This window comes from Pseudomonas tremae (assembly GCF_001401155.1).
Lineage (GTDB): Bacteria > Pseudomonadota > Gammaproteobacteria > Pseudomonadales > Pseudomonadaceae > Aquipseudomonas > Aquipseudomonas tremae.
On the sequence record NZ_LJRO01000090.1, the window covers coordinates 36701 to 61228 of the forward strand.

General features: G+C 58.1%; 24 protein-coding genes and 1 tRNA gene. 14 read left to right on the forward strand and 11 right to left on the reverse strand.

Annotation, left to right across the window (positions count from 1 at the left end):
• Positions 1-9: 9 nt before the first annotated feature.
• The 3 genes from infA to aat all read right to left on the reverse strand — a co-directional run bounded on the left by infA (position 10) and on the right by aat (position 1775).
• A complete protein-coding gene (gene infA / locus ALO43_RS06760; RefSeq protein ID WP_002553999.1) occupies positions 10-228 on the reverse strand; it encodes a translation initiation factor IF-1 in 219 nt (72 codons plus the stop codon).
• 101 nt (positions 229-329) lie between these two features.
• On the reverse strand, positions 330-1037 hold the full coding sequence (locus ALO43_RS06765; protein ID WP_005892717.1) for an arginyltransferase: 708 nt from the start codon (positions 1035-1037) through the stop codon (positions 330-332).
• Between the two features lie 48 nt (positions 1038-1085).
• A complete protein-coding gene (gene aat, locus ALO43_RS06770; RefSeq protein ID WP_005892720.1) occupies positions 1086-1775 on the reverse strand; it encodes a leucyl/phenylalanyl-tRNA--protein transferase in 690 nt (229 codons plus the stop codon).
• Between the two features lie 477 nt (positions 1776-2252).
• On the opposite strand from aat, the gene ftsK reads away from it, so the two are divergent.
• From ftsK to cysG, 6 genes are all read left to right on the forward strand, one after another.
• Positions 2253-4658: a DNA translocase FtsK gene (gene ftsK / locus ALO43_RS06775; RefSeq protein ID WP_024670027.1), complete on the forward strand. Its 2406-nt coding sequence runs from the start codon at positions 2253-2255 to the stop codon at positions 4656-4658.
• Between the two features lie 75 nt (positions 4659-4733).
• Complete coding sequence (gene lolA, locus ALO43_RS06780; protein ID WP_005892726.1) at positions 4734-5357, forward strand: outer membrane lipoprotein chaperone LolA; 624 nt, start codon at positions 4734-4736, stop codon at positions 5355-5357.
• 18 nt (positions 5358-5375) lie between these two features.
• Entirely contained in the window at positions 5376-6698 is a 1323-nt protein-coding gene (locus tag ALO43_RS06785; protein WP_024689661.1) for a replication-associated recombination protein A, read from the forward strand.
• Positions 6698-7072 carry a fluoride efflux transporter CrcB gene (gene crcB / locus ALO43_RS06790; RefSeq protein ID WP_054997287.1) on the forward strand — a complete coding sequence of 125 codons (375 nt, stop codon included), beginning with the start codon at positions 6698-6700 and terminating at the stop codon, positions 7070-7072. Before ALO43_RS06785 ends, crcB begins: the two co-directional genes overlap by 1 nt.
• A 16-nt stretch (positions 7073-7088) precedes the next feature.
• Positions 7089-8369 carry a serine--tRNA ligase gene (gene serS / locus ALO43_RS06795; protein WP_005892733.1) on the forward strand — a complete coding sequence of 427 codons (1281 nt, stop codon included), beginning with the start codon at positions 7089-7091 and terminating at the stop codon, positions 8367-8369.
• A complete protein-coding gene (cysG, locus tag ALO43_RS06800) occupies positions 8370-9764 on the forward strand; it encodes a siroheme synthase CysG (protein ID WP_024689660.1) in 1395 nt (464 codons plus the stop codon).
• A 57-nt stretch (positions 9765-9821) separates the two neighbouring features.
• On the opposite strand, the gene ALO43_RS06805 is transcribed toward cysG, so the two are convergent.
• The 6 genes from ALO43_RS06805 to tusD all read right to left on the reverse strand — a co-directional run bounded on the left by ALO43_RS06805 (position 9822) and on the right by tusD (position 13314).
• Entirely contained in the window at positions 9822-10820 is a 999-nt protein-coding gene (locus tag ALO43_RS06805) for a glutathione S-transferase family protein (RefSeq protein ID WP_054997288.1), read from the reverse strand.
• Between the two features lie 108 nt (positions 10821-10928).
• Positions 10929-11930 carry a glycosyl transferase family protein gene (locus tag ALO43_RS06810; RefSeq protein ID WP_054997289.1) on the reverse strand — a complete coding sequence of 334 codons (1002 nt, stop codon included), beginning with the start codon at positions 11928-11930 and terminating at the stop codon, positions 10929-10931.
• Positions 11927-12262 (reverse strand): TusE/DsrC/DsvC family sulfur relay protein, encoded by a 336-nt coding sequence (locus ALO43_RS06815; protein WP_054997290.1) that lies wholly within the window; start codon positions 12260-12262, stop codon positions 11927-11929. The genes ALO43_RS06810 and ALO43_RS06815 overlap by 4 nt, the downstream gene beginning before the upstream one ends.
• Positions 12259-12558 (reverse strand): sulfurtransferase complex subunit TusB, encoded by a 300-nt coding sequence (tusB, locus tag ALO43_RS06820; protein ID WP_005892742.1) that lies wholly within the window; start codon positions 12556-12558, stop codon positions 12259-12261. Before tusB ends, ALO43_RS06815 begins: the two co-directional genes overlap by 4 nt.
• Complete coding sequence (gene tusC, locus ALO43_RS06825; RefSeq protein ID WP_024670022.1) at positions 12558-12920, reverse strand: sulfurtransferase complex subunit TusC; 363 nt, start codon at positions 12918-12920, stop codon at positions 12558-12560. Before tusC ends, tusB begins: the two co-directional genes overlap by 1 nt.
• A gap of 1 nt (position 12921) precedes the next feature.
• Entirely contained in the window at positions 12922-13314 is a 393-nt protein-coding gene (tusD, locus tag ALO43_RS06830; RefSeq protein ID WP_005892746.1) for a sulfurtransferase complex subunit TusD, read from the reverse strand.
• A gap of 249 nt (positions 13315-13563) precedes the next feature.
• Here tusD and tcuC point away from each other — a divergent pair, with 249 nt between their 5' ends.
• Both tcuC and ALO43_RS06840 read left to right on the forward strand, forming a co-directional pair.
• Positions 13564-14865: an MFS transporter gene (gene tcuC, locus ALO43_RS06835; RefSeq protein ID WP_054997291.1), complete on the forward strand. Its 1302-nt coding sequence runs from the start codon at positions 13564-13566 to the stop codon at positions 14863-14865.
• 15 nt (positions 14866-14880) lie between these two features.
• Positions 14881-15660, forward strand: a complete 780-nt coding sequence (locus ALO43_RS06840) for a substrate-binding domain-containing protein (RefSeq protein WP_005892752.1) — start codon at positions 14881-14883, stop codon at positions 15658-15660.
• Here the strand turns inward: ALO43_RS06840 and ALO43_RS06845 are convergent.
• Together ALO43_RS06845 and ALO43_RS06850 are read right to left on the reverse strand one after the other, a co-directional pair.
• Positions 15646-16554: a LysR family transcriptional regulator gene (locus ALO43_RS06845; protein WP_024670020.1), complete on the reverse strand. Its 909-nt coding sequence runs from the start codon at positions 16552-16554 to the stop codon at positions 15646-15648. The two genes, ALO43_RS06840 and ALO43_RS06845, sit on opposite strands and share 15 nt — an antisense overlap.
• Before the next feature lie 190 nt (positions 16555-16744).
• Positions 16745-16832 (reverse strand) — tRNA-Ser (locus ALO43_RS06850).
• A 121-nt stretch (positions 16833-16953) separates the two neighbouring features.
• On the opposite strand from ALO43_RS06850, the gene ALO43_RS06855 reads away from it, so the two are divergent.
• From ALO43_RS06855 to ALO43_RS06880, 6 genes are all read left to right on the forward strand, one after another.
• Positions 16954-17625, forward strand: coding sequence for a Bax inhibitor-1/YccA family protein (locus tag ALO43_RS06855; RefSeq protein ID WP_005893886.1), 672 nt, complete (start codon positions 16954-16956; stop codon positions 17623-17625).
• A gap of 472 nt (positions 17626-18097) precedes the next feature.
• Positions 18098-19528, forward strand: a complete 1431-nt coding sequence (locus ALO43_RS06860) for a serralysin family metalloprotease (RefSeq protein ID WP_024689654.1) — start codon at positions 18098-18100, stop codon at positions 19526-19528.
• 59 nt (positions 19529-19587) lie between these two features.
• Entirely contained in the window at positions 19588-19971 is a 384-nt protein-coding gene (locus tag ALO43_RS06865; RefSeq protein ID WP_054997292.1) for a protease inhibitor Inh/omp19 family protein, read from the forward strand.
• 81 nt (positions 19972-20052) lie between these two features.
• The gene (locus ALO43_RS06870; RefSeq protein WP_054997293.1) at positions 20053-21837 is read left to right on the forward strand and encodes a type I secretion system permease/ATPase; all 1785 of its coding nucleotides are present in this window, start codon (positions 20053-20055) and stop codon (positions 21835-21837) included.
• Complete coding sequence (locus ALO43_RS06875; protein ID WP_024669453.1) at positions 21834-23171, forward strand: HlyD family type I secretion periplasmic adaptor subunit; 1338 nt, start codon at positions 21834-21836, stop codon at positions 23169-23171. The genes ALO43_RS06870 and ALO43_RS06875 overlap by 4 nt, the downstream gene beginning before the upstream one ends.
• 1 nt (position 23172) lies before the next feature.
• Positions 23173-24522 (forward strand): TolC family outer membrane protein, encoded by a 1350-nt coding sequence (locus ALO43_RS06880; RefSeq protein ID WP_005893893.1) that lies wholly within the window; start codon positions 23173-23175, stop codon positions 24520-24522.
• Positions 24523-24528 lie beyond the last annotated feature (6 nt).

A 24528-nucleotide genomic window follows, 5' to 3' on the forward strand; every position in this document is an offset into this window, starting at 1 on the left:
AATGCCTGATTAACGAGCGCGGTAAGTGATGCGCCCTTTGCTCAGGTCATAGGGCGTCAGTTCTACACGAACCTTGTCACCGGTCAGAATGCGGATGTAATTCTTGCGCATCTTGCCGGAGATATGCGCGGTTACGACGTGCCCGTTTTCCAACTCCACGCGGAACATGGTGTTGGGCAGGGTGTCGACGACAGTGCCTTCCATTTCGAAGCTGTCTTCTTTCGACATGCAGTAAAGCCCTCGGTATACAAATGAGTGGCCCGGTGCAAGTGGCGCCAGGCAAAAGCGGCGTGCATTGTGCCCGAAAAAACCTGTTTAAGCCAAGGGGTTCAATAAAGAGTGACCCATCTTTGATTGGTCAGCAGCTCGATAGGGCGATATTGGGTCTTGTAATTCATCTTTTTGCAGTTTTTTATCCAGTAACCGAGATACACCGCTTGCAGTTCAAGTCTGGCGGCTTCGGCTATCTGCCATAAAATGGCGTAGCGACCCAGGCTGCGGCGCTCTTCGTCAGGTTCGTAGAAGGTATAGACGGCAGAAAGCCCGTTGGGCAGCAGGTCTGTGACCGCAACGGCCAGCAAGCGCTGCTCGACGCGAAACTCGTAGAAGCGCGAAAAAGGCAGGTCTCGAATCAGAAATGTCGAAAATTGCTCGCGGCTGGGTGGGAACATGTCGCCGTCGGCGTGACGCTGCTCGATGTAGCGCTGATAAAGATCAAAGTATTCTTGAGTGAAAACCGGTTTGGCGCTGTGGACCTGAATGTCGGCATTACGTTTCAGGATGCGTTTTTGCTGCCTGTCGGGCACAAACAGCTTCACTGGAATGCGCGCAGGAACACAGGCGCTGCAATTCTGGCAATGTGGGCGATAAAGATGATCGCCGCTGCGGCGAAACCCCATGTCGGACAGGTCAGCGTAGACCTGCACATCCATAGGCTGACTGGGGTCCAGAAACAGGGTGGTCGCCTGCTCTTCGGGCAGATAACTGCAGGTGTGGGGTTGAGTGGCATAAAACTTCAGCCTTGCCAGCTCTGTCATGATCGCCGCCTAATGGTAAATCCATACCTGTGAGTGTATGCCAGCCTTTCAAACTCGCCTAGATAACCAGTCCGCGTCGGTCGGCTGGTCGAGGTGCTGCGCGAGGTAGTCTGCGAACTCCCTGCGTGGGATCGAGCGTGCGCCAAGGCTTTGCAGGTGCTGAGTCGGCATCTGGCAGTCGATCAGTACAAACCCCCAGTCAGTCAGGTGCTCTACCAGAGTGGCGAAGCCCACTTTCGAGGCATTGTCTGCGCGACTGAACATCGATTCTCCAAAAAACAGCCGCCCCATCGCCAAGCCGTACAGCCCCCCGACCAGTTCGCCCTGATCCCGGACTTCGACGCTGTGCGCGTACCCGCGACGATGCAGCTCAAGGTAGGCCTCCTGCATTGGGCCTGTGATCCAGGTTTCATTGGCGTAGCTGCGAGGCGCGGCGCACGCCTTGATCACGCTTGCGAAATCGTTGTCGAAGGTCACGCTGTAGCGAGACTGGCGCATCACTTTGGCGAGGCTGCGGGAGACGTGCAGCTCTTCAGGGAACAGCACCGTACGTGGGTCCGGCGACCACCACAAAATGGGCTGGCCGTCCTGAAACCAGGGGAAGCAGCCGTGCCGGTAGGCCTTGATCAGGCGGTCTGCCGATAAATCCCCGCCTGCGGCGAGCAGGCCGTCAGGTTCGCGAAGGGCTTTGTCCAGCGGAGGAAAATCGAGGCTGTTACGGTTTAACCAGGTCAGCATGGCATCACGACTTTGCGGAAGGGGAGGGCGCCCAGGCCTGTCGGTGCAACTCTAAGCGGCAGGCGTGGTCACAAGCGGTTGTCATTATGGCGCGTACGTAGCGCTTTCGGTAGGGCGCTGGCCCGACACAGGTGGCGCTATCGTGAAACTTGCAGGTTGTTGACACAATCACGTCATAAGCCTTTGTCACAAAACGGAATGCATGCTCAAATTGAACACTGCCGGCAAACATGAACGCTTATTCGGGCTTTCACGGGAACGGGATACATCCCAACCCGATTTGACGAGTTTTCGTACAGACCCCGGTATGTGTAAAGCCGTACAATGCCTTTTTTGGGCATTATCATTCAAGCGTCTGGCAAGCGGCCTTCCCGGTGCCTGCGATCCCTGTTCATTCGGGCGCAGGCATTGCTGTTCTGCCGACGTTTTTAGTCAATCAACGAGATGTTCGCGCTCCAGCGCAGGAAATAAAGCGTTTTGAAGAAATCCACACCAGCACCCAGCGCTGTCCCGCTTTGGCGGCAGCAACTGCACTATCGGCTCAAGGAAGGGGCTCTGATAGCCTTTGGCGCCCTTTGCCTGTACCTGATGATGGCGTTACTGACCTACGATCAGAGCGACCCTGGCTGGAGTCACACCAGCAGCAATGCTGCTCAGGTCCAGAATGCCGCTGGGCGCGCAGGGGCCTTCTGCGCCGATATCCTGTTCATGGTTCTGGGCTATTTCGCCTATATTTTTCCATTGCTGCTGGCCATCAAGGCCTGGCAGGTCTTCCGGCACCGCCATGAACCCTGGCAGTGGAGCGGCTGGCTATTCTCATGGCGCCTGATCGGGCTCGTTTTCCTGATTTTGGCGGGCGCAGCGCTGGCGCACATCCATTTTCATTTCTCGGCCGGTTTTCCAGGGTCTGCGGGTGGGGTGCTGGGTGAAGTACTGGGCGATCTGGCCAAAAAGGCCCTGAACATACAGGGCAGCACGCTGTTGTTCATTGCCCTGTTCCTGTTCGGTCTGACGGTATTTACCGACCTTTCCTGGTTCAAGGTCATGGACGTCACCGGCAAGATCACCCTTGACCTGTTCGAACTGTTTCAAGGTGCTGCGAACCGCTGGTGGACGGCCCGCGCCGAACGCAAGCAGATGGTTGCCCAGTTGCGCGAGGTCGATATGCGTGTAAATGACGTCGTGGCGCCTGTCGCCCCCGACCGTCGTGAGCAGGCCAAGGCCAAGGAGCGCCTGATAGAGCGCGAAGTGTCGTTGAGTAAGCACATGACCGAGCGCGAAAAGCACGTGCCTGCGGTCATAGCGCCAGCGCCGTCAAAGCCTGTCGAGCCCAGCAAGCGTGTACTCAAGGAAAAACAGGCGCCGCTGTTCGTAGACAGCGCCGTCGAAGGCACCTTGCCGCCGATTTCGATTCTCGATCCTGCAGAAAAGAAGCAGCTCAACTACTCGCCCGAGTCTCTGGCGGCGGTCGGGCATCTGCTGGAAATCAAGCTCAAGGAGTTTGGTGTCGAGGTGTCCGTGGACTCCATTCATCCAGGCCCGGTCATCACGCGTTACGAGATCCAGCCGGCTGCCGGCGTGAAGGTCAGCCGCATCTCCAATCTGGCCAAAGACCTTGCCCGTTCACTGGCCGTTACCAGCGTTCGTGTGGTCGAGGTAATCCCGGGCAAGACCACCGTGGGTATCGAGATTCCGAACGAAGACCGGCAGATCGTGCGTTTCTCCGAGGTCTTGTCCACGCCGGAGTACGATAACGCCAAGTCACCTGTGACCCTCGCTCTGGGGCATGACATCGGCGGCAAGCCGGTGATAACCGATCTGGCGAAAATGCCGCACCTGCTTGTTGCCGGTACGACCGGTTCCGGTAAGTCGGTGGGTGTGAACGCCATGATCCTGTCGATCCTGTTCAAGTCCGGCCCGGAAGACGCCAAACTGATCATGATCGACCCGAAAATGCTCGAGCTGTCGATCTACGAAGGCATTCCGCATTTGCTCTGCCCGGTCGTGACCGACATGAAGGACGCTGCCAACGCCTTGCGCTGGAGCGTTGCCGAGATGGAGCGACGTTACAAACTGATGGCCAAGATGGGTGTGCGTAACCTTTCTGGCTTCAACCAGAAGGTCAAGGATGCGCAGGATGCCGGCGAGCCGCTTGCCGACCCGCTGTACAAGCGCGAAAGCATTCACGATGAAGCGCCGTTGCTGACCAAGCTGCCGACCATCGTGGTGGTGGTGGACGAGTTTGCCGACATGATGATGATCGTCGGCAAGAAGGTTGAAGAGCTCATCGCACGTATCGCCCAGAAAGCCCGTGCAGCCGGCATTCACTTGATCCTCGCGACCCAGCGTCCATCTGTGGACGTCATTACCGGTCTGATCAAGGCCAACATTCCGACGCGAATGGCATTCCAGGTATCGAGCAAGATCGATTCGCGGACCATCATCGACCAGGGCGGTGCCGAGCAATTGCTGGGCCATGGTGACATGCTGTACATGCCCCCCGGCACCAGCCTGCCGATCCGTGTACACGGCGCGTTCGTTTCCGACGAAGAAGTGCATCGAGTCGTCGAGGCCTGGAAGCTGCGTGGCTCTCCGGAGTACAACGACGATATTCTCGCAGGCGTGGAAGAGGCCGGTAGCGGCTTTGACGGCGGCAGTGGCGAGGGCGGCGAAGACAGCGAGAGCGATGCCCTTTACGATGAAGCTGTCAAGTTCGTACTTGAAAGCCGTCGAGCTTCTATCTCGGCCGTGCAGCGCAAACTCAAGATTGGCTACAACCGCGCCGCCCGTATGATCGAGGCCATGGAAATGGCTGGCGTGGTGACATCGATGAACACCAACGGCTCGCGTGAAGTTATCGCACCTGCTCCTATGCGCGACTGAGTTGTACCATCCCGGATTACGGCTGCAGCGTGCATTGCGCGTTGCCGCATCATCTTCGACACAATGAGGAATCCCATGCGTCTTATCCGCATGCTGTTGGCCACCGCACTGACTTTTTCCGTAATCTCCGCCCACGCTGACAGCAAGGACGTGGCACGCTTGACTCAGCTGCTGGAGAAATCCCAGACCCTGACCGCGCGTTTCTCGCAACTGACTCTGGACGGTGGCGGTACGCAGTTGCAGGAGACCACAGGTGAAATGGCCTTGCAGCGTCCTGGCCTGTTCAACTGGCACACCGATGCACCACAAGAGCAACTGATGGTCTCCGACGGCAAGAAAGTATCGCTGTGGGACCCTGACCTGGAGCAGGTCACCATCAAGAAACTTGATCAGCGCCTGACCCAGACCCCGGCACTGCTGCTTTCAGGTGACGTGTCGAAGATCAGCGAAAGTTTTGATATCACTGCGAAAGAAGCGGGTGGCGTGATCGACTTCGTGCTCAAGCCCAAGACCAAGGACACGCTTTTCGACAGCCTGCGTCTGTCGTTTCGCAACGGCATCATCAACGACATGCAGTTAATTGACAGCGTAGGTCAGCGGACCAATATCCTGTTCACCGGCGTCAAGGCCAATGAGCCGATTGCCGCCAGCAAGTTTCAGTTCCAGATTCCCAAGGGCGCTGATGTCATTCAAGAGTAATAGGGCCTATTCCTGATCATGGATCTGTTCAGCCGCGAACCGATAGCTCAGCCCCTGGCTGCACGTTTGCGTGCTACCAACCTGGACGAGTACGTCGGTCAGGAGCATGTGCTCGCACACGGCAAGCCGCTGCGCGAAGCGCTTGAGCAGGGTGCATTGCACTCGATGATTTTCTGGGGGCCGCCGGGCGTGGGCAAGACTACCCTCGCAAGGCTCCTGGCCAAGGTTTCGGATGCTCATTTCGAGACTGTTTCTGCCGTACTGGCGGGGGTCAAGGAAATTCGTCAGGCGGTGGAAGTTGCCCGGCAACAGGCCGGGCAGTATGGCAAACGCACCATTCTGTTTGTCGATGAAGTACACCGTTTCAACAAATCTCAGCAGGATGCATTTCTTCCATACGTGGAAGACGGCACGCTGATTTTCATTGGTGCGACCACCGAAAACCCATCGTTTGAACTCAATAACGCGTTGTTGTCCCGAGCCCGCGTTTACGTACTCAAGAGCCTCGACGAGGCGGCGCTGCGCAAGTTGGTAAATCGTGCCCTGACCGAAGATCGCGGTCTGGGCCAGCGCAGGCTGACCCTGAGCGACGAAGGTTTCGCGATTCTGATGTCTGCTGCCGACGGTGACGGTCGGCGCATGCTCAACCTGCTGGAGAACGCCTCCGATCTGGCCGAAGATGGCAGCGAGATCGACATAAACTTGTTGCAAAGCCTGCTGGGCGACAGTCGGCGCCGTTTCGACAAGGGCGGTGAGGCTTTTTACGACCAGATATCGGCGCTGCACAAGTCGATACGTGGCTCTAATCCCGATGCGGCCCTGTACTGGTTCGCACGCATGATTGACGGTGGGTGCGACCCGTTGTATCTGGCTCGTCGCGTGGTACGCATGGCCAGCGAAGATATCGGCAACGCCGATCCGCGAGCGCTGCCGCTGTGCATGTCGGCCTGGGATGTTCAGGAACGCCTGGGCAGCCCTGAGGGCGAATTGGCCGTCGCGCAGGCGATCGTGTACCTCGCTTGCGCGCCCAAGAGCAATGCGGTTTACATGGCATTCAAGGCTGCAATGCGGGAGGCGGGCGAGCACGGGTCTCTAGAGGTTCCGCTGCATTTGCGCAACGCACCGACCAAGCTGATGAAGCAGTTGGGTTACGGTGAAGAGTATCGGTATGCCCATGACGAGCCGGACGCCTACGCGGCAGGCGAAGACTATTTTCCGGACGATCTGGAGCCGCGTCAGTATTACCAGCCGGTGCCACGTGGCCTCGAGCTGAAAATCGGTGAAAAGCTCAGACACCTGAACGCATTGGACAATGCGAGTCCTCGCAAGCGGAGAAAATGATGTTTCAAACCATTCTTGCTGTGTCGGTTGCCGGTATCGCTGGTACATTATTGCGCTTCGCCACCGGCACGTGGGTCAGCGCCAACTGGCCGCGGTATTTCTATGCTGCAACGCTGGCGGTCAATATCGTCGGCTGTTTGATCATTGGTGTGCTTTACGGCCTGTTCCTGTTGCGTCCGGAAGTACCCGTCGAAATTCGTGCCGGCCTTATCGTCGGCTTTGTTGGGGGTCTCACGACCTTTTCATCCTTTTCACTGGATACGTTGCGCCTGCTTGAAAGCGGGCAATTGCCGCTAGCCCTGGGCTATGCCGGTATCAGTTTATTCGGCGGGCTGCTCGCGACCTGGGTTGGCCTTTCCCTGACCAGACTTTGATAGACGAGAGAACGATATGCTCGATTCCAAACTGTTACGTACCCAGCTTCAGGACGTAGCGGATCGCCTGGCCTCCCGTGGCTTTACACTGGATGTGGCGCGCATTGAATCGCTGGAAGCCCAGCGCAAGGTGGTGCAGACCCGCACCGAACAGTTGCAGGCCGAGCGCAATGCCCGTTCCAAATCCATAGGCCAAGCCAAACAGCGCGGTGAAGACATCGCGCCGTTGATGGCGGATGTCGAGCGTATGGGTAACGAACTGAGCGAAGGCAAGGTCGAGCTGGACGCCATTCAGGCTGAACTGGATGCGCTGGTGCTCAATATCCCGAACCTGCCTCACGAATCGGTGCCGCTGGGCGCCGACGAAGAAGGCAATGTTGAAGTACGCCGCTGGGGCACGCCGACTGCCTTTGATTTCGAGGTCAAGGATCACGTTGCGCTAGGCGAAAAATTCGGCTGGCTGGACTTCGAGACTGCCGCCAAGTTGTCCGGTGCACGTTTCGCGCTGTTGCGTGGCCCGATTGCGCGCCTGCACCGTGCGCTGGCGCAGTTCATGCTTAACCTGCACATCAACGAGCATGGTTACGAAGAGGCCTACACGCCTTATCTGGTGCAGGCTCCCGCGCTGCAGGGCACAGGCCAGCTGCCGAAATTCGAGGAAGACCTGTTCAAGATTTCGCGCGAAGGCGAAGCCGACCTGTACCTCATCCCGACGGCTGAAGTGTCACTGACCAATATTGTGTCGGGCGAGATTCTTGATGCCAAGCAGCTGCCGCTCAAGTTCGTGGCACACACACCTTGTTTCCGCAGTGAAGCAGGCGCATCGGGTCGCGACACGCGCGGGATGATCCGCCAGCATCAGTTCGACAAGGTCGAGATGGTCCAGATCGTCGCCCCGGACGATTCGATGGCCGCCCTGGAGTCGCTCACCGGCAATGCCGAGCGTGTTCTGCAACTGCTGGAGCTGCCTTATCGCACGCTGGCGCTGTGTACCGGCGATATGGGTTTCAGCGCGGTGAAGACCTACGATCTGGAAGTATGGATTCCTAGCCAGGACAAGTACCGCGAGATATCTTCGTGCTCCAACTGCGGCGATTTCCAGGCGCGTCGCATGCAGGCGCGCTGGCGCAACCCGGAAACCGGCAAGCCGGAACTGGTTCATACACTCAACGGTTCGGGGCTGGCGGTGGGGCGGACACTTGTTGCAGTGCTGGAAAACTATCAGCAGGCCGATGGTTCGATTCGCGTGCCGGAAGTTCTAAAGCCGTACATGGGCGGTATTGAGGTCATCGGTTAAATGGAATTTCTGCCGCTGTTCCATAACCTGCGTGGCAGCCGCGTGCTAGTGGTCGGCGGCGGCGAGATTGCCTTGCGCAAGTCTCGCCTGATCGCCGATGCCGGAGCCGTATTGCGCGTAGTCGCGCCGGAAGTAGAAACCCAGTTGCGCGAACTGGTGGCGCAAAGCGGTGGTGAACTGATCCTGCGTGGTTACAGTGAAAGCGACCTTGATGGCTGCGTGCTGATTATTGCCGCAACAGACGACGAGCCGCTCAACGCCCAGGTTTCCCACGATGCCCGGCTCCGTTGTGTTCCGGTCAATGTGGTGGATGCTCCGGCGTTGTGTACCGTGATCTTTCCGGCCATCGTCGACCGTTCGCCGCTGGTCATTGCAGTGTCCAGTGGTGGGGATGCGCCGGTCCTGGCGCGTCTGATACGGGCCAAGCTGGAAACCTGGATCCCCTCTACGTATGGTCAACTGGCCGGGCTCGCCGCGCGTTTTCGCCATCAGGTCAAAGGGCTGTTTCCCAACGTGCAACAGCGCCGGGCCTTCTGGGAAGAGGTTTTCCAGGGCGCCATCGCTGATCGCCAGCTGGCCGGGCAGGGCGCAGAGGCCGAGCGCATGCTGATCGCCAAGATCGCGGGTGAGCCGCCAGCGGAAACAGGTGAGGTCTATCTGGTCGGCGCCGGTCCAGGTGATCCAGATTTGTTGACGTTCCGTGCCTTGCGCCTGATGCAGCAAGCGGATGTGGTGCTGTATGACCGCCTGGTGGCGCCGACCATTCTTGATCTGTGCCGCCGCGATGCCGAGCGTGTTTACGTGGGTAAGCGTCGTGCAGAGCATGCGGTGCCTCAAGAGCAGATCAATCAGCAACTGGTTGCGCTGGCCAAGCAGGGCAAGCGGGTTGTGCGCCTCAAGGGCGGTGACCCGTTTATCTTTGGCCGTGGTGGCGAGGAAATCGAAGAGCTGGCAGCCCACGGGATCCCGTTTCAGGTGGTGCCGGGTATCACGGCTGCCAGCGGTTGTGCCGCGTACGCGGGTATCCCGCTGACGCACCGCGATCATGCCCAGTCTGTGCGCTTCATCACTGGGCATCTTAAGAATGGCACGACCGATCTGCCTTGGTCCGATCTGGTGGCGCCCGCTCAGACGCTGGTGTTTTACATGGGGCTTATCGGTTTGCCGATCATCTGCGAACAGCTGATAAAGCACGGGCGATCCGCCGACACCCCGGCGGCATTGGTCGAGCGCGGCACCACAGTCAATCAGCGCGTGTTCACGGGCACTCTGGCCGACTTGCCGCAAATGGTCGCCGAACATGAGGTTCATGCACCTACGCTGGTGATCATCGGTGAGGTGGTCAAGCTGCGTGAAAAGCTGGCCTGGTTCGAAGGCGCTCAAGCAACACTCTGAAGCTGAAGCGGATAGCCCGCCCGGGCTATCCGCTTTGCCAGCAGGCTACCTGCCTGCCTACCTTTCCCACACACCCTTTCCAGACAGGCGTGTCCGGTCATGAGCATCTTGCAGGCTCAGCGCCGGCCCTTTGGGAATGATCCCGGTCGGGTTGATGGTGCGATGGCTTGCGTAGTAGTGACCTTTGATGTGTTCAAAGTCGACCGTCTCGGCAATGCCCGGCCACTGATACAGCTCGCGCAGCCAGTTGCTGAGGTTCGGATAGTCCGCAATACGTCGCAGGTTGCATTTGAAGTGGCTGTAATACACCGCATCAAAGCGCACGATGCTGGTGAACAGGCGTACATCGGCCTCTGTCAGGTGTTCTCCGGCCAGATAGCGCTTCTCGCCCAATAGCTTTTCCAGTGCGTCCAGCTCGTTGAAGACATCGTCGAATGCCTCTTCATACGCACCTTGCGATGTCGCAAAGCCTGCCCGATACACGCCGTTGTTGACGTTCGGATAGATCTGCCCATTGAGTTCGTCGATGGTCGGCTTCAACGCTTGAGGATAAAAATCCAGCGTATTGCCGGTCAGTTCGTCGAAAGCCGAGTTGAACATGCGGATGATTTCTTCCGACTCATTGCTGACGATGCATTGCTGCTGCTTGTCCCATAACACGGGCACCGTCACGCGCCCGGTGTAGTTCGGATCGTCTGCGGTATAGCGTTGATGAAGGTACTGCAGCCCGTCCAGTGCATCGTCGCTGGAGCCTTTCTGCTGATCGAAGGTCCAGCCGTTTTCCAGCATCAGCCAACTGACCACGGAAACCTCGATAAGGCTTTCCAGCCCCTTGAGCTTGCGCACGATCAGCGTCCGGTGGGCCCAAGGGCAAGCCAGCGATACATAAAGATGGTAGCGGCCAGCTTCAGCGGCAAATCCACCTTTGCCGGAGGGGCCCGGTTGCCCATCCGCGGTTACCCAGTTACGGCGCAGAGCTTTTTCTCGCTGGAATGCGCCGTCTTTACTGCTTTCGTACCACTGGTCTTGCCAGCGTCCTTCGACCAGAAGGCCCATGTCTGACTCCCATTACTGAATGATGAAACTTGGAGGTCAGTCAAGGCGCATAGGTTCGACCTGAAAAGCGCAGGATTATGAACGTTGGTTATCGTCATGGCCGATAGATCAGATGCTCTTGTCGCGGCGATCCCAAAACACCCGGGCTTGCTCAAACGCCTCTTCACGAGCGACGCCCAGACCGCGCAACGCGAGCGCCATGGTGGAGATCAAGGCCAACTGCGGGTAACTGTCCTCGATTTCGCCGCGCCACAATGCCAGCAGTTGTTGTGGATCAAGTGTGGCCGGTTTGACATGGCGGCGCGGGGAGAGGGCGGGCCACTCTTCGTCCCAAGGCTGCCCTGCGGTGGTGCCATACAGGTGGCTGATGGTGTCAGGGTTGATCTCGATTTCACCGCCGTCGCCCTTGACCACAATGGCGTTATCACCCAGCAGGCTGCTGGCATCTCGATGCACGCCCTGGTAGCCCGGGTGAAAGATACTTTGCAGGCCGCAACGTGCCTGAAGCGGATTGAGAATGCGTGCCAGCGAATGAATCGGCGAGCGCAGCCCCAACGTGTTACGCAAGTCGATCATGCGTTGCAACTGCGGTGCCCAGTCCGCGAGCGGTATGAACGCCAGGTTGCCTTGTTCAAGCGAGCTGTCTACCGCTGCCCAGTTGCGGCACAGCGGTATATTCAGCAAACCCAGCAGCTGTTCGGTGTAAAGGCGCCCTGCGGTATGCGCACCACCACCATGCAGCAGGATTTTCACGCCGTTCTGCGCGAGGCATTTGGCTGCCAACAGGTACCACGGCAAATGGCGCTTCTTGCCGGCATAGGTTGGCCAGTCGATATCGACCTTGATGGGCGGGGCGTTCAAGCGTTCGCGCAGCGCTTCAGTAAAACCGGCCAGTTCCTCGGGGCTTTCTTCCTTGTGGCGCAGCAGCATCAGAAACGCGCCGAGTTGGGTGTCCTCGACCTTTTCATCGAGCAGCATACCCATTGCCTCGCGTGCTTCTTCGCGGGTCAGGTTACGCGCGCCGCGTTTTCCTTTGCCCAGAATGCGTACGAAAACAGCAAAAGGGTGTTCTTCCGGCGTTTCAGTCACCAGCGATGTGTAGTCGTTCATATGCAATTGGTCGGCTTTGGCAGGCCCGCCAGCTTGGCGGCGAGTTTGGCGGGAGTGCCGTTGAACAGGCGATTGAGGTGCAGGCTGTTGCCTTTTTCCGTGCCCAGCTTGAGGGCGGTGTATTTGATCAGCGGCCGGGTGGCCGGTGAAAGCTGAAACTCTTCATGAAAATCCCGCAACAACAGAAGAATTTCGATATGTTCGGGACTCAGAGCGATGCCTTCTTCGGCCCCCAGCGCATGAGCGACGTCCAGCGCCCAGTCGTTGAGGTCCTCAAGGAATCCATCCTTATCCAGTTTAATGCTGAGTCCGTCCACAATCAGCTGTTTCATAACCAGGTATTGACCTTGTCAAAGCGCAGCGACAGTTGCACGAAAGTCGGATAGTCGACGCTGCTGACCCCAGCAGGAAGCGACAAGTTGCGTGCCTTGATGTCTTCGTCGAGGGCAAACAACTTCAATGAGCCGATCACTGCCTGCAGAGCGTTCAGCGGCGCGCTGGAGGGCGTCAGCGCATAAGTGGCATCGCCACAGAGCAATACGCCGTCGTCATTGCCCAGCACGCGCAGGCAACTGTCCAGGCGGGTATCGGCAAACGGCGAGTGAGAGAGAACGTGCAATGTAGCCATCAGATCGTGATCACCTCGTCGTATCGATCAAAAAGCGCCGACAGCTCGGAGCGTGTCGACAATTGACTGATCTCATCGCTCAAGGCATCGGCAGCGATGCCTCGTTCTGCCAGGCTGTAGGCGCAGGCGTAAAGAGCTTCTACACCGAACATCGGCAAGGCTTTCAGGTTGGCGGTGAGGTCTTTTTGTTGCAGTGCCGTCGGCGATTGCTGTGGCACCAACTGAAATACGCCGTCATCCAGAAACAGCAGGCCGACCGGCAGATCGAATGCGCCACCCGCCAGCACGATGTCCAGCGCCTCTCTGGCGCCGGGGCCTGACCAGGGTGACTGACGGCTGACAATCAATAATGACCTGGGCATTTCACGGCCCTCCAAAACAGATCAGGCGATCAGCCGATTGCACTGCATCGTGCAACTGACCCAGGCCGGATAATTGCCAAGGCTCATGCAGGTTCGCCGCTGGCCGCTGGTAACGTTCGGCCTCTTGAGCATCGAGCACACCGCGGCGCAACGCTGCAGCAATGCATACCACGCCATCCAGATCATGCTCGACGATGAAATCACGCCATTGCAGCGCCATATCCTGTTCGTCCTGAGGCGTCACGGCATTGGCCGACGCGCTGTGTACGCCGTCCTGATAAAAAAACAACCGGACAATTTCGTGCCCGCCTGCAAGCACGGCGTTGGCAAACAGCAAGGCACGCCGCGAGGAGGGCGCATGGGCGGCGGAAAAAAGCGAGATGGCGAATTTCATGATCGGCTCTGCCAACGAAACATGCGTAATGATAAAGAATTCATGGCCGAGCGTGTGAGTTTGGCGTGCTCAGGAGAGACATTTGTATAGCGACCGGCCTGCTACATGGGCACATCGGCCTTTCACTGATTGATAACGGTTAGACATCAATCGATGAAAACATAGCACTTATCGTTTCAAAGTGTGTCCGGCAGACTCCTCGATCACAAGCGCTGACAAGCACTCTAATAAGATCGCTGGAGAACATTCATGCAAGGCTCTACCCCTCGACAAACCGCGTCTGCCCGATGCCGGGCCGGAGCAGTATTCCGCGTTACTTCAGGCAACTTTCTCGAGCAGTTCGATTTTTTCCTGTTCGGCTTTTACGCCACTCAAATTGCCTCTGCCTTCTTTCCCGCGAGCAGTGAATTCGCCTCACTGATGATGACGTTCGCGGTCTTCGGCGCGGGCTTCCTGATGCGTCCATTGGGTGCGGTGATTCTGGGTGCTTATATAGATGATGTCGGCCGCCGCAAAGGCTTGATCGTGACCCTGTCGATCATGGCCAGTGGCACGCTGCTGATTGTGCTGGTGCCCGGCTACGCGAGCATCGGACTCTGGGCGCCAGCGCTGGTTTTGCTGGGAAGGTTGCTGCAGGGGTTCTCCGCAGGGGCCGAGTTGGGCGGGGTGTCTGTCTACTTGGCCGAGATGGCCACACCGGGCCGCAAGGGGTTCTACACCAGTTGGCAGTCAGGCAGCCAGCAGGTGGCGATCGTCGTTGCTGCAGCGCTGGGTTACGGCCTCAACCAGTGGATGGCACCTGCCGCTGTTGCAGACTGGGGCTGGAGAATTCCATTCGCCATCGGTTGCCTGATCATTCCGTTCATTTTCATACTGCGCCGCAGCCTGCAGGAAACCGAAGAGTTTGCGACCCGTTCTCACCGTCCAACCATGCGGCAAGTGTTTGCGACGCTGTTGCAAAACTGGCGTGTGGTGATCGCAGGGATGCTGATGGTTGCAATGACCACCACCACGTTTTACCTGATCACTATCTACGCGCCGACCTTTGGCAAAACCGTGCTGAACCTGAGCACCTCGGATGCGCTGCTGGTGACCTTGCTGGTCGGTGTGTCCAATTTCATCTGGCTGCCCATTGGCGGCATGCTGAGCGACCGTTTCGGGCGCAAGCCATTGCTGGTGGCAATGACGTTGCTGACCATCGTCAGTGCCTACCTGGCGTTGTCCTTTCTCGCGCAGGCACCAAGCTTCGGTCATATGCTGGAAGTGCTGCTGTGGTTCTCGTGCCTTTACGGTTTGTATAACGGCGCAATGATTCCTGCGTTGACTGAAATCATGCCGGTAGAGGTTCGCGTAGCCGGGTTTTCTCTGGCCTACAGCCTGGCGACCGCCGTTTTTGGTGGCTTTACCCCGGCCATATCGACCTGGCTTATCCATTTGACCGGAGACAAGGCTGCGCCTGCCTACTGGATGACGTTTGCCGCGCTGTGCGCGTTGGGCGCAACCCTGGCGTTGTACCGGCACATTTCAGCTCGCCCGCAATTGGCTGTGTAATAAAGGAAAATGAATATGAAAATGTTGCATAAACACTCACTGGCACTGCTGTTTCTGGGCTGCATAGCTGCCAGCGCGGCGGCTCAGGCTGAAGAACTCAAGGTCATGACATCCGGTGGTTTTACCGCTGCTTACACGTTGCTTGGTCCTCAATACGCGGCGTCTTCGGGTGACACTCTGGACACCATTCTCGGCCCGTCGATGGGCAAGGCACCCGAGGCGATTCCAAACCGTCTGGCCCGAGGTGAGCATGCCGATGTGGTGATCATGGTCGGCTATGCGCTGGATGATCTGATCAAGCAGGGCAAAGTAGATCCGGCATCGCGGGTCGAACTGGCCGATTCACGTATCGGCATGGTCGTGAAGCAGGGCGCTGCCAAGCCTTCGATCGGAACCGACAGCGAACTGAAAGACACGCTGCTCAAAGCCCGCTCGGTTGCGTATTCTGACAGCGCCAGCGGCATGTACATCGAGAAGGAGCTGTTCAAAAAGCTCGGCATTCAGCAACAGTTGGCGCCAAAGAGCAAAATGGTCGAGCGGATTCCAGTCGCCTCTGTGGTCGCGAAAGGCGACTACGAGCTGGGCTTTCAGCAGGTTGCCGAGTTGTTGCCGATTCCCGGTGTGACATTCGTGGCAAAGATCCCGGAAGACGTCCAGTCGGTTACGCGTTATGCCGCCGGCATTCCGGTCAATGCCGAGCATCCGAAGCAGGCGAAAGCGTTGCTGAAGTATCTGGCATCACCTGAAGCGCAGGCTGCCGTGCAGTCGACGGGGCTGGATTCAGTTCCCGATTGATCGAGACGGCATTTTTCGCACCAGTCGCTCCAGCTCCAGCGCAGCGGGCGTCAATGTTCGCCCGCGGCGCTTGATAAGCCCGACATTGCGGACCACCTCAGGTGCGACCAATGGCACGCTGACCAGAAACGGGTGAGCGGTCATTGGCATGGCAATCGACGGCACCGCTGCCACGCCAAGCCCGGCCTCCACGAGGCCGATCATGGTTGTGACATGCCGCGTTTCACAGATGCTTTCCTTGTGCGGTCGCGAAGATGCCAGCGCCTGATCCAGCACAAGCCGGTTACCCGACGTGATGTCCAGAGCAATGTAGTCGTGGCCATACATCTGTTCCCAGCTGACGCTTTCCTGACCGGCAAGCGGGTGATCGCGCCGGCAGGCCATCACGTAGCGCTCCTGCAGAAGCAGCTCGAAATCCACTTCCGGGGCCAGGTTGCCACTGAAACTCACTCCGAAATCCGCCTCGCCCGAGGCAACTGCACTGTTTGCCTCATTGGCGCTGGCGTCCATTACCCTGATTCTGATCTTCGGGAACAGCTCATGGAACGCGCTGATGACAGTAGGCATGAAGTAGTAGGCGGCTGACGGCACGCAGGCAATGGTGACGTTGCCCATCCTGGTCGAGCCGAGCTCGCCTATGGTCATCAAGGCAATATCCAGATCGTCCAGAATTCGCTCGACCTGCGGCAGAAAGGCACGGCCGACGGTGGTCAGGCTGACCTTGCGCGTGGTGCGTTCGAACAGTTTCACATTCAGCGCGGACTCAAGCTTTTCTATACGACGGCTGAGTGCAGGCTGGGTGATCTGCACGGTATCCGCTGCCTTGCGGAAGCTGCCGTTCTCGACCACCGCGCGAAATGCCTGGAGGTCGTTGAGGTCGAAATTGATGGGCATTGCCTGGCCAGGTTATTGATACGTGGGGGGCATCAATATATCAGACCGGGCCGGCCAGGCCTTGAAGCCGCGTAGTGCGTGTACCTGCTGCACCTCGATACGCCGGCTTCCAGTTCACGCCACCTGGCACATCGACCAAACCCCGGAAACGACAAAGCCCTGAATAATCAGGGCTTTGCGCTTTTTAATATGGCGGAGGCATAGAGATTCGAACTCTAGGACCTGTTACAGTCGGCAGTTTTCAAGACTGCTGCCTTAAACCACTCGGCCATACCTCCACTTCGTTGCGGGCGCCATAATACCGGAATGAAACAAGCTGTCAAACTCTGTGACTAGCCAGTTGCAGCTCCTCTGTTATGATCTTTGCAACTCAACATTTCAACAGGAAGGAGTTTCGCCATGCGCGAACAGGATTACAGCCTTAAAACCGGCGTGCAGGCCGACCAACTCGAGGTTAGTCGTGTCCTGCGCAACACTTACGGTCTTCTCGCCCTGACCCTCGCTTTCAGCGGTGTCATGGCGTTTGTCGCTCAGCAGATGCGCGTCGGCTACCCGAATATCTTCGTGGTACTCATTGGCTTCTACGGTCTGTTCTTCCTGACCAACAAGCTGCGTGATTCGGTATGGGGCCTGGTTTCGACCTTCGCGCTGACCGGTTTCATGGGCTTCCTGCTCGGCCCGATCCTCAATCGTTATCTGGGCATGGCCGGTGGCGCCGAAGTCGTCAGTTCCGCTTTTGCGATGACCGCACTGGTTTTCGGCGGTCTTTCGGCCTATGTGTTGATCACGCGCAAGGACATGAGCTTCCTTGGCGGTTTCATCACGGCAGGCTTCTTCGTGCTGCTGGGTGCAGTGGTTGCCAGCATGTTCTTCCAGATCAGCGGGCTGCAACTGGCGATCAGCGCAGGTTTTGTCCTGTTCTCGTCGGTCTGCATTCTGTTTCAGACCAGCGCGATCATTCAGGGTGGCGAGCGTAACTACATCATGGCGACTGTCAGCCTGTATGTGTCGATCTACAATCTGTTCATCAGCCTGTTGCAGATCTTCGGCATCATGAGCCGCGACGACTGATCCACATGATCAAGGCGGCCTGAGTTATCAGGCCGCTTCGCTGCGAACAAAAGCCCCGACTTGTCGGGGCTTTTGTGTTTCCGGAATTTGAAAATACAAGGTGTGCAGGTGACGTCGGGTTGTGCTGCTTTTCAGTGCGTTCGCGCGTGAGCAGGGTGGGGATGAAGCTCGTCACTTCCTTTTAAGCTCAAACGTAAAATTTTTTTGACCGATCAGTCATTTTTATCAAGATTCTTTCCTTCTTATCAGGCATTTATCGATTTTCAATCATCACTGGAAAATATACCGCGCTATTCCCCAAGGTTTGTAGGCATTTCCTTTTTTAGGCCAAGTGACATCACTCAGGAGGAGTGGACACATTTTTTCAAGGTGTGTCAGTTTTGTTACGCATCACAAGGCGAGTGACAGGATTTCCTCGCTACAGATGGAGTCCTGTCTACCAATCTGATCTACCAGCAAACAAGGAAGTGTCATGACGAAAGTCAAAGAAAATGCTGCAATTCAACTCTCCGCCGCTACCAGTACCTCCTTCGACCAGATCAATACGTTTGCTCACCAGTACGACCGTGGCGGTAACCTCACGGTCAATGGCAAGCCTTCGTATTCGGTCGACCAGGCTGCTGATTATCTTCTTCGCGACGATGCCGCCTGGGCGGATCGCGACGGGAACGGCACCATCAACCTCACTTATACCTTCCTGACCGCCAAACCCGCCGGGTTCAACAATTCTCTGGGGACTTTCAGCGCGTTCAACGCGCAACAGAAAGCCCAAGCCGTGCTGTCGATGCAATCGTGGGCGGATGTCGCCAAAGTCAGCTTCACCCAGGCTGCTTCCGGCGGCGACGGGCACATGACGTTTGGCAACTACAGTGACGGCAACGCAGGCGGGGCAGCGTTCGCTTACCTGCCAAGTGGCAACAGTCGCACTGACGGTCAGTCCTGGTACCTTGTTGATAACAGCTACAAGCTCAATACAACCCCGGACAATGGCAACTATGGTCGTCATACCCTGACCCACGAAATCGGCCATACGCTGGGCCTGTCTCACCCTGGCGACTACAATGCTGGCGAAGGCAACCCAGCCTACAAGGATGCAAGCTACGCAGAAGATACGCTTGGCTATAGCGTCATGAGTTACTGGAGTGAGTCCAATACCGACCAGAACTTCGTCAAGGGTGGCGCTCCGGCTTACTCATCGGGGCCGCAGCTGGACGATATTGCTGCTGTACAGCAGCTCTATGGGGCAAACATGAGCACCCGTGCCGGTGATACGGTTTATGGTTTCAACTCCACTGCCGGGCGTGACTTTTACAGCGCCACATCGGCAGCTTCCAAAGTGGTGTTCTCGGTATGGGACGGCGGGGGCAAGGATACCCTCGACTTCTCGGGGTTCACCCAGAACCAGAAGATCAACCTCAATGCAGCCTCGTTCTCGGACGTTGGCGGCATGGTGGGTAACATCTCCATTGCGAAAGGCGTTGTGGTCGAAAACGCCGTGGGTGGTTCGGGCAATGACCTGTTAATCGGCAATGCGGCCGCAAACGATCTGAAAGGCGGCGCCGGCAATGACATCATCTACGGTGGTGCCGGCGCGGACAGCCTGACAGGTGGCGCAGGTGCCGACGTGTTTGTGTTCGGTGCAAGCTCCGATTCCAATCGGGCTGCTCAGGATACGATTCGTGACTTTGTCAGCGGTCAGGACAAAATCGACGTTTCGGCCATTTCCACACTGAGCGCGCTGCAGTTCGTCAACGCATTCAGCGGTCATGCCGGTGAAGCGATCCTGAACTACAACCAGAGCAGTAACCTGGGTAGCCTGGCCATCGACTTCACGGGGCAGGGCTTGGGCGATTTCCTCGTAGGGACTGTTGGTCAAGCGTTTGCCACTGATATCGTGGTTTAATCTGTAACAATCATGGGCGACTGTATGCAGTTGCCCATGATCTGGAATGCACCCCCATCATGAAGATCAATCACTTTGTTCGAATCGTGCCACTCGCTTTTGCGTTGCTGGTGGGGATTTCTGGAGCAAGCATGGCCATGAGTTTGAAACTGCCCGATCCTGCCGAACTCAGCGGCAAGTGGCGACTTTCTCTTGAGGGAAAGGCGGGTGATCGCTGTGAGCTGCAACTGAATACCGAAATACCGCAACTGGGCGGTGAGCTTGCCTGCGCTGCAAAGTGGTTGCATGGCACACCTGCGGGCTGGTTTCCGACCCCGGATGGTCTGGCTTTTACCGACAAGGAAGGCAATCGCCTGATCCACCTCAATAACATGGGGGAGCAGATCTACCAGGCGCGTCTGCCCGACGGCGAAGTGCTGATCCTTGGACGGCTCGCCGATTAAGCGTTTCATGAACGGACGCGAGTTGTTTGACAAAATCCAGGGATGCCACCCCGCCGCAAGCAAGACCATCAAGGAACCATCATGAGTGCGTTGCCCCAAAGCGCCCGACCGCCGCTTTATAAAGCGCTGGCCGATTACAAAAGCGCGTTGATCGCTGTCGGTTGTTTCACCGCGCTGATCAACGTGTTGATGCTCGCCCCGTCGATTTACATGTTGCAAGTCTATGACCGCGTATTGACGTCACAGAACCAGACCACGCTGGCCATGCTGACCCTGATGGTGGTCGGTTTCTTCGCATTCATAGGGCTGCTGGAAATGATTCGCAGCTTTGTGGTGATCCGCATTGGCAGCGAGCTGGAACGGCGTTTCAACCTGCGCGTCTATCAGGCCGCGTTCGAGAGCAACCTGCATGCCGGACAACGGCAGGCAGGGCAGGCGCTGGGCGACCTGACTTTCATTCGGCAGTTTCTCACTGGTCCTGCGCTGTTCGCGTTCTTCGACGCTCCCTGGTTTCCAATTTATCTGGCGGTCATTTTCCTTTTTGACCCTTGGCTGGGTGTGCTGGCCTGTGTCGGCACCGTGCTGTTAGTGGGGCTGGCCTGTCTTAACGAGTGGCTGACCCGCAAGCCTCTGGCCGAGGCCAGCGGTTACTCGCAGCAATCTGCGCAGTTGGCAACCCGCCATCTGCAACAGGCCGAGGCCATTCAGGCCATGGGTATGCTGGAAGCGTTGCGACGTCGCTGGTTCAACGTTCACGGCCGTTTTCTGGCCTTGCAGAACCGCGCCAGCGACACAGGCGCGGTGATCAGCTCGATCAGCAAGGCGCTGCGCCTTTGTCTGCAATCGCTGGTGCTGGGACTGGGTGCATTGCTGGTGATTCAGGGTGAGATGACAGCGGGCATGATGATTGCTGGCTCGATACTGATGGGTCGTGTGCTCAGCCCGATCGATCAGCTTATTGCCGTCTGGAAACAGTGGAGTTCCGCGCGTCTGGCCTACGGACGTCTTGACCAGTTGCTCAAGACCTATGCCGAGCCTGTCCCGCGCATGGCGTTGCCGACGCCGCGCGGTCAGATCAGTGCGGAGCAGGTCAGCGCTGCGCCTCCGGGCCATACCTCGGCCACGGTTCAACAGGTGAGCTTCCAGTTGCAGGCCGGTGAAGTACTCGGCGTGCTCGGTGCTTCCGGGTCCGGCAAGTCAACGCTTGCCCGCGTATTGGTCGGGGTCTGGCCAGCGCTGGGCGGAACTGTGCGGCTGGACGGTGCCGATATGCATCGCCTGGAGCGCGAGGCGCTTGGACCCTTCATCGGTTATCTGCCGCAGGATATCGAGCTGTTCGGCGGCACTGTGGCAGAGAATATCGCGCGTTTCCGTGAAGGCGATGCCAGTGCAGTGGTGGCTGCAGCACAATTGGCGGGGGTGCATGAGTTGATTCTGCGCTTGCCGCAAGGTTATGACACCCGGCTTGGCGATGATGGCGGCGGCTTGTCCGGCGGACAGAAGCAGCGCGTTGCGCTGGCCCGTGCGTTGTACGGCGATCCCAGACTGGTGGTGCTCGATGAGCCCAACTCCAATCTGGACGCTGCAGGCGAAGCGGCCCTGACCCAGGCTATTGGTGAGCTCAAGGCGCGCGGTTGTACAGTTGTTCTGGTCACCCACCGCACTCTCTCTCTTAACCAGACAGATCGGTTGCTGGTGCTGAGCGAAGGTCGCATGCAGGCCTTCGGCCCTACGGCTCAGGTGTTGCAGGCCTTGTCGGGGCAGGCGACACCCAGCCAGGCAGTACAACCGCAACCTCGCTCGGCACCTGCCGGGCTTACCATGAGCCGTCAGTACGGCACCCAGAACAGGCAGTCCGACGTATGAGCAGCCCTCTCGACAATCATTACGCGGTGCCTGGCAAGGAACGCGGCGTGCAGTTCTTTGTTCGCGCGGGCTGGATTCTCATGTTGGCCGGAGCGGGCAGTTTCTTTCTTTGGGCCAGTCTCGCGCCATTGGACCAGGGCATTGCCGTGCAGGGCACGGTTGTCGTGTCGGGTAAGCGCAAGGCTGTGCAGTCGCTGGATGGCGGCGTGGTGAGCAAAATTCTGGTCAGCGAGGGCCAGACGGTGAAAGAGGGCGAGCCGCTGTTTCGACTTGATCAGACTCAGGTCGAGGCTGACGTGCAATCGCTGCGTGCGCAGTACCGAATGGCGTGGGCCAGCCTGGCCCGCTGGCAGAGCGAGCGTGACAATCTGGAGCAGATAGACTTTCCCGCCGAACTCATCGCAGCCGGGCAGGGCAAAGACCCCGACCCTCGTCTGGCTCTGGTACTCGAAGGTCAGCGGCAATTGTTCAGCAGCCGTCGGCAGGCTCTGGCTCGCGAGCAGGCCGGTTTGCAGGCCAGCATCGAAGGTGCTGGCCTGCAGCTCGCAGGCATGCGCCGCGCGCGCTCGGACCTGCTGGCTCAGGCCGACTCGTTGCGACAGCAGTTGAGCAATCTGGAGCCCCTCGCACAAAATGGTTTCATTCCGGGCAACCGCCTTCTGGAGTTCCAGCGCCAGTTGTCTCAGGTGCAGCAGAGCCTGGCGCAGAACGCAGGCGATACCGGACGGATAGAGCAGAGCATCGTCGAGTCGCGGTTGCGCATACAGCAACAGCGCGAGGAGTATCAGAAAGAAGTGCGCAGCCAATGGGCCGACGCTCAGGTCAAGGCGCTGACCCTTGAGCAGCAACTGGCCTCGGCCGGTTTCAGTCTGCAGCACAGCGCCATTCTTGCGCCTGCCGACGGTATTGCCGTCAACCTCGGGGTACACACTGAAGGCGCGGTGGTGCGTGCAGGCGAGACCCTGCTGGAAATCGTCCCGCAAGGCACGCGGCTGGAGGTCGAAGGACGTCTGCCGGTGCAGTTGATCGACAAGGTCGCCAGCCATTTGCCGGTCGATATCCTGTTCACCGCGTTCAATCAGAGCCGTACACCTAGGGTGTCAGGCGAAGTGAGCCTGGTTTCCGCCGATCAGATGCAGGATGAAAAAACCGGGCAACCGTATTACGTGTTGCGCACCTCTGTGGGCGATGCCGCCCTGGAAAAACTCAATGGCCTGGTGATCAAACCGGGAATGCCCGCTGAAATGTTTGTGCGCACAGGCGAGCGCTCGTTGCTCAATTATTTGTTCAAGCCGCTGCTGGACCGCGCCGGTTCCGCGTTGACGGAGGAATAGGATGTTTGGTTATCCTCTGAAAGCCGCGTTGCTGACCGCTGTTCTGATAGGCGTTGCACCGATGGCTCATGCGATCGGGCCTTTTCAGGTCTACGAGCTGGCGCTTCGCAACGACCCGACTTACCTCGGTGCCCTCAAGGAGCGTGACGCGGGCCTGGAAAACCGGGTGATCGGTCGAGCAGGATTGTTGCCTCGTGTGTCGTACAGCTACAACAAAGGGCGCAACGATTCAAAGGCCACAGTCAAAGGCGCCCGCGACGACACCACCGACCATCGTCATTACAACAGTTTTGGTTCAAGCCTGATGATCCAGCAACCGCTGATCGACTACGCAGCTTATGCCAATTACCGCAAAGGCCTGGCTCAGGCGTTGTTTGCCGACGAAACCTTTCGCAGCAAGAGCCAGGAGTTGCTGGTGCGGGTGCTGACGCTCTACACCGATGCGTTGTTCGCTCAGGACCAGATCAACATCGCACGCGCCAAGCAGCAAGCGTTCGAGCGACAGTTTGCGCAGAACAAGCAGATGTTTCAGCAAGGCGAGGGCACCCGCACCGACATCCTCGAAGCGGAGTCGCGCAACGAGCTGGCGATTGCCGAACAGATCGAAGCCAGTGATGAGCAGGACGCAGCCTTGCGTGAGCTCGCTGCATTGCTGGGGGAACCGGGTATTGATATTGATCAGCTGGAGCCGCTGAGGGACAACTTCCAGGCCCTGGTGCTGGCACCTTCCAGCTTTACCGAGTGGCATGCATTGGCGATGGCCAACAGCCCGATTCTGGCATCGCAGCGTCAGTCGCTGGAAGTGGCGCGCTACGAGGTCGAGCGCAACCGCGCCGGTCACCTGCCAACGGTGAATGCCTACGCGAGTATTCGCCAGAACGAGTCCGACAGCGGCAACACTTATAATCAGCGCTACGACACCAACACTGTCGGTATCGAGCTGAGCCTGCCGCTGTACGCCGGGGGCGGCACCAGTGCCTCTGTACGCCAGGCCAACAGCAAGCGCGAGCAGGCTGAATACGAGCTGGACGGCAAGACGCGAGAAACCCTGATCGAGCTGCGGCGGCAGTTCAATGCCTGTGCGTCGGGAGTGAGCAAGTTGCGCGCTTACCAGAAAGCACTGGTCTCGGCTCAGGCATTGGTCGAATCGACTCGGCAAAGCATTCTTGGTGGCGAACGCATCAGCCTGGACGCGCTCAACGCCGAACAGCAGCTCTACAGCACTCGTCGCGATCTGGCGAAAGCCCGTTACGACTATTTGATGGCCTGGATCAAATTGCATTACTACGCGGGCACGTTGCGCGACACTGACTTGGCGCGCATTGACGAGGCGTTCGTGATGACGCGCTGAGCTCTT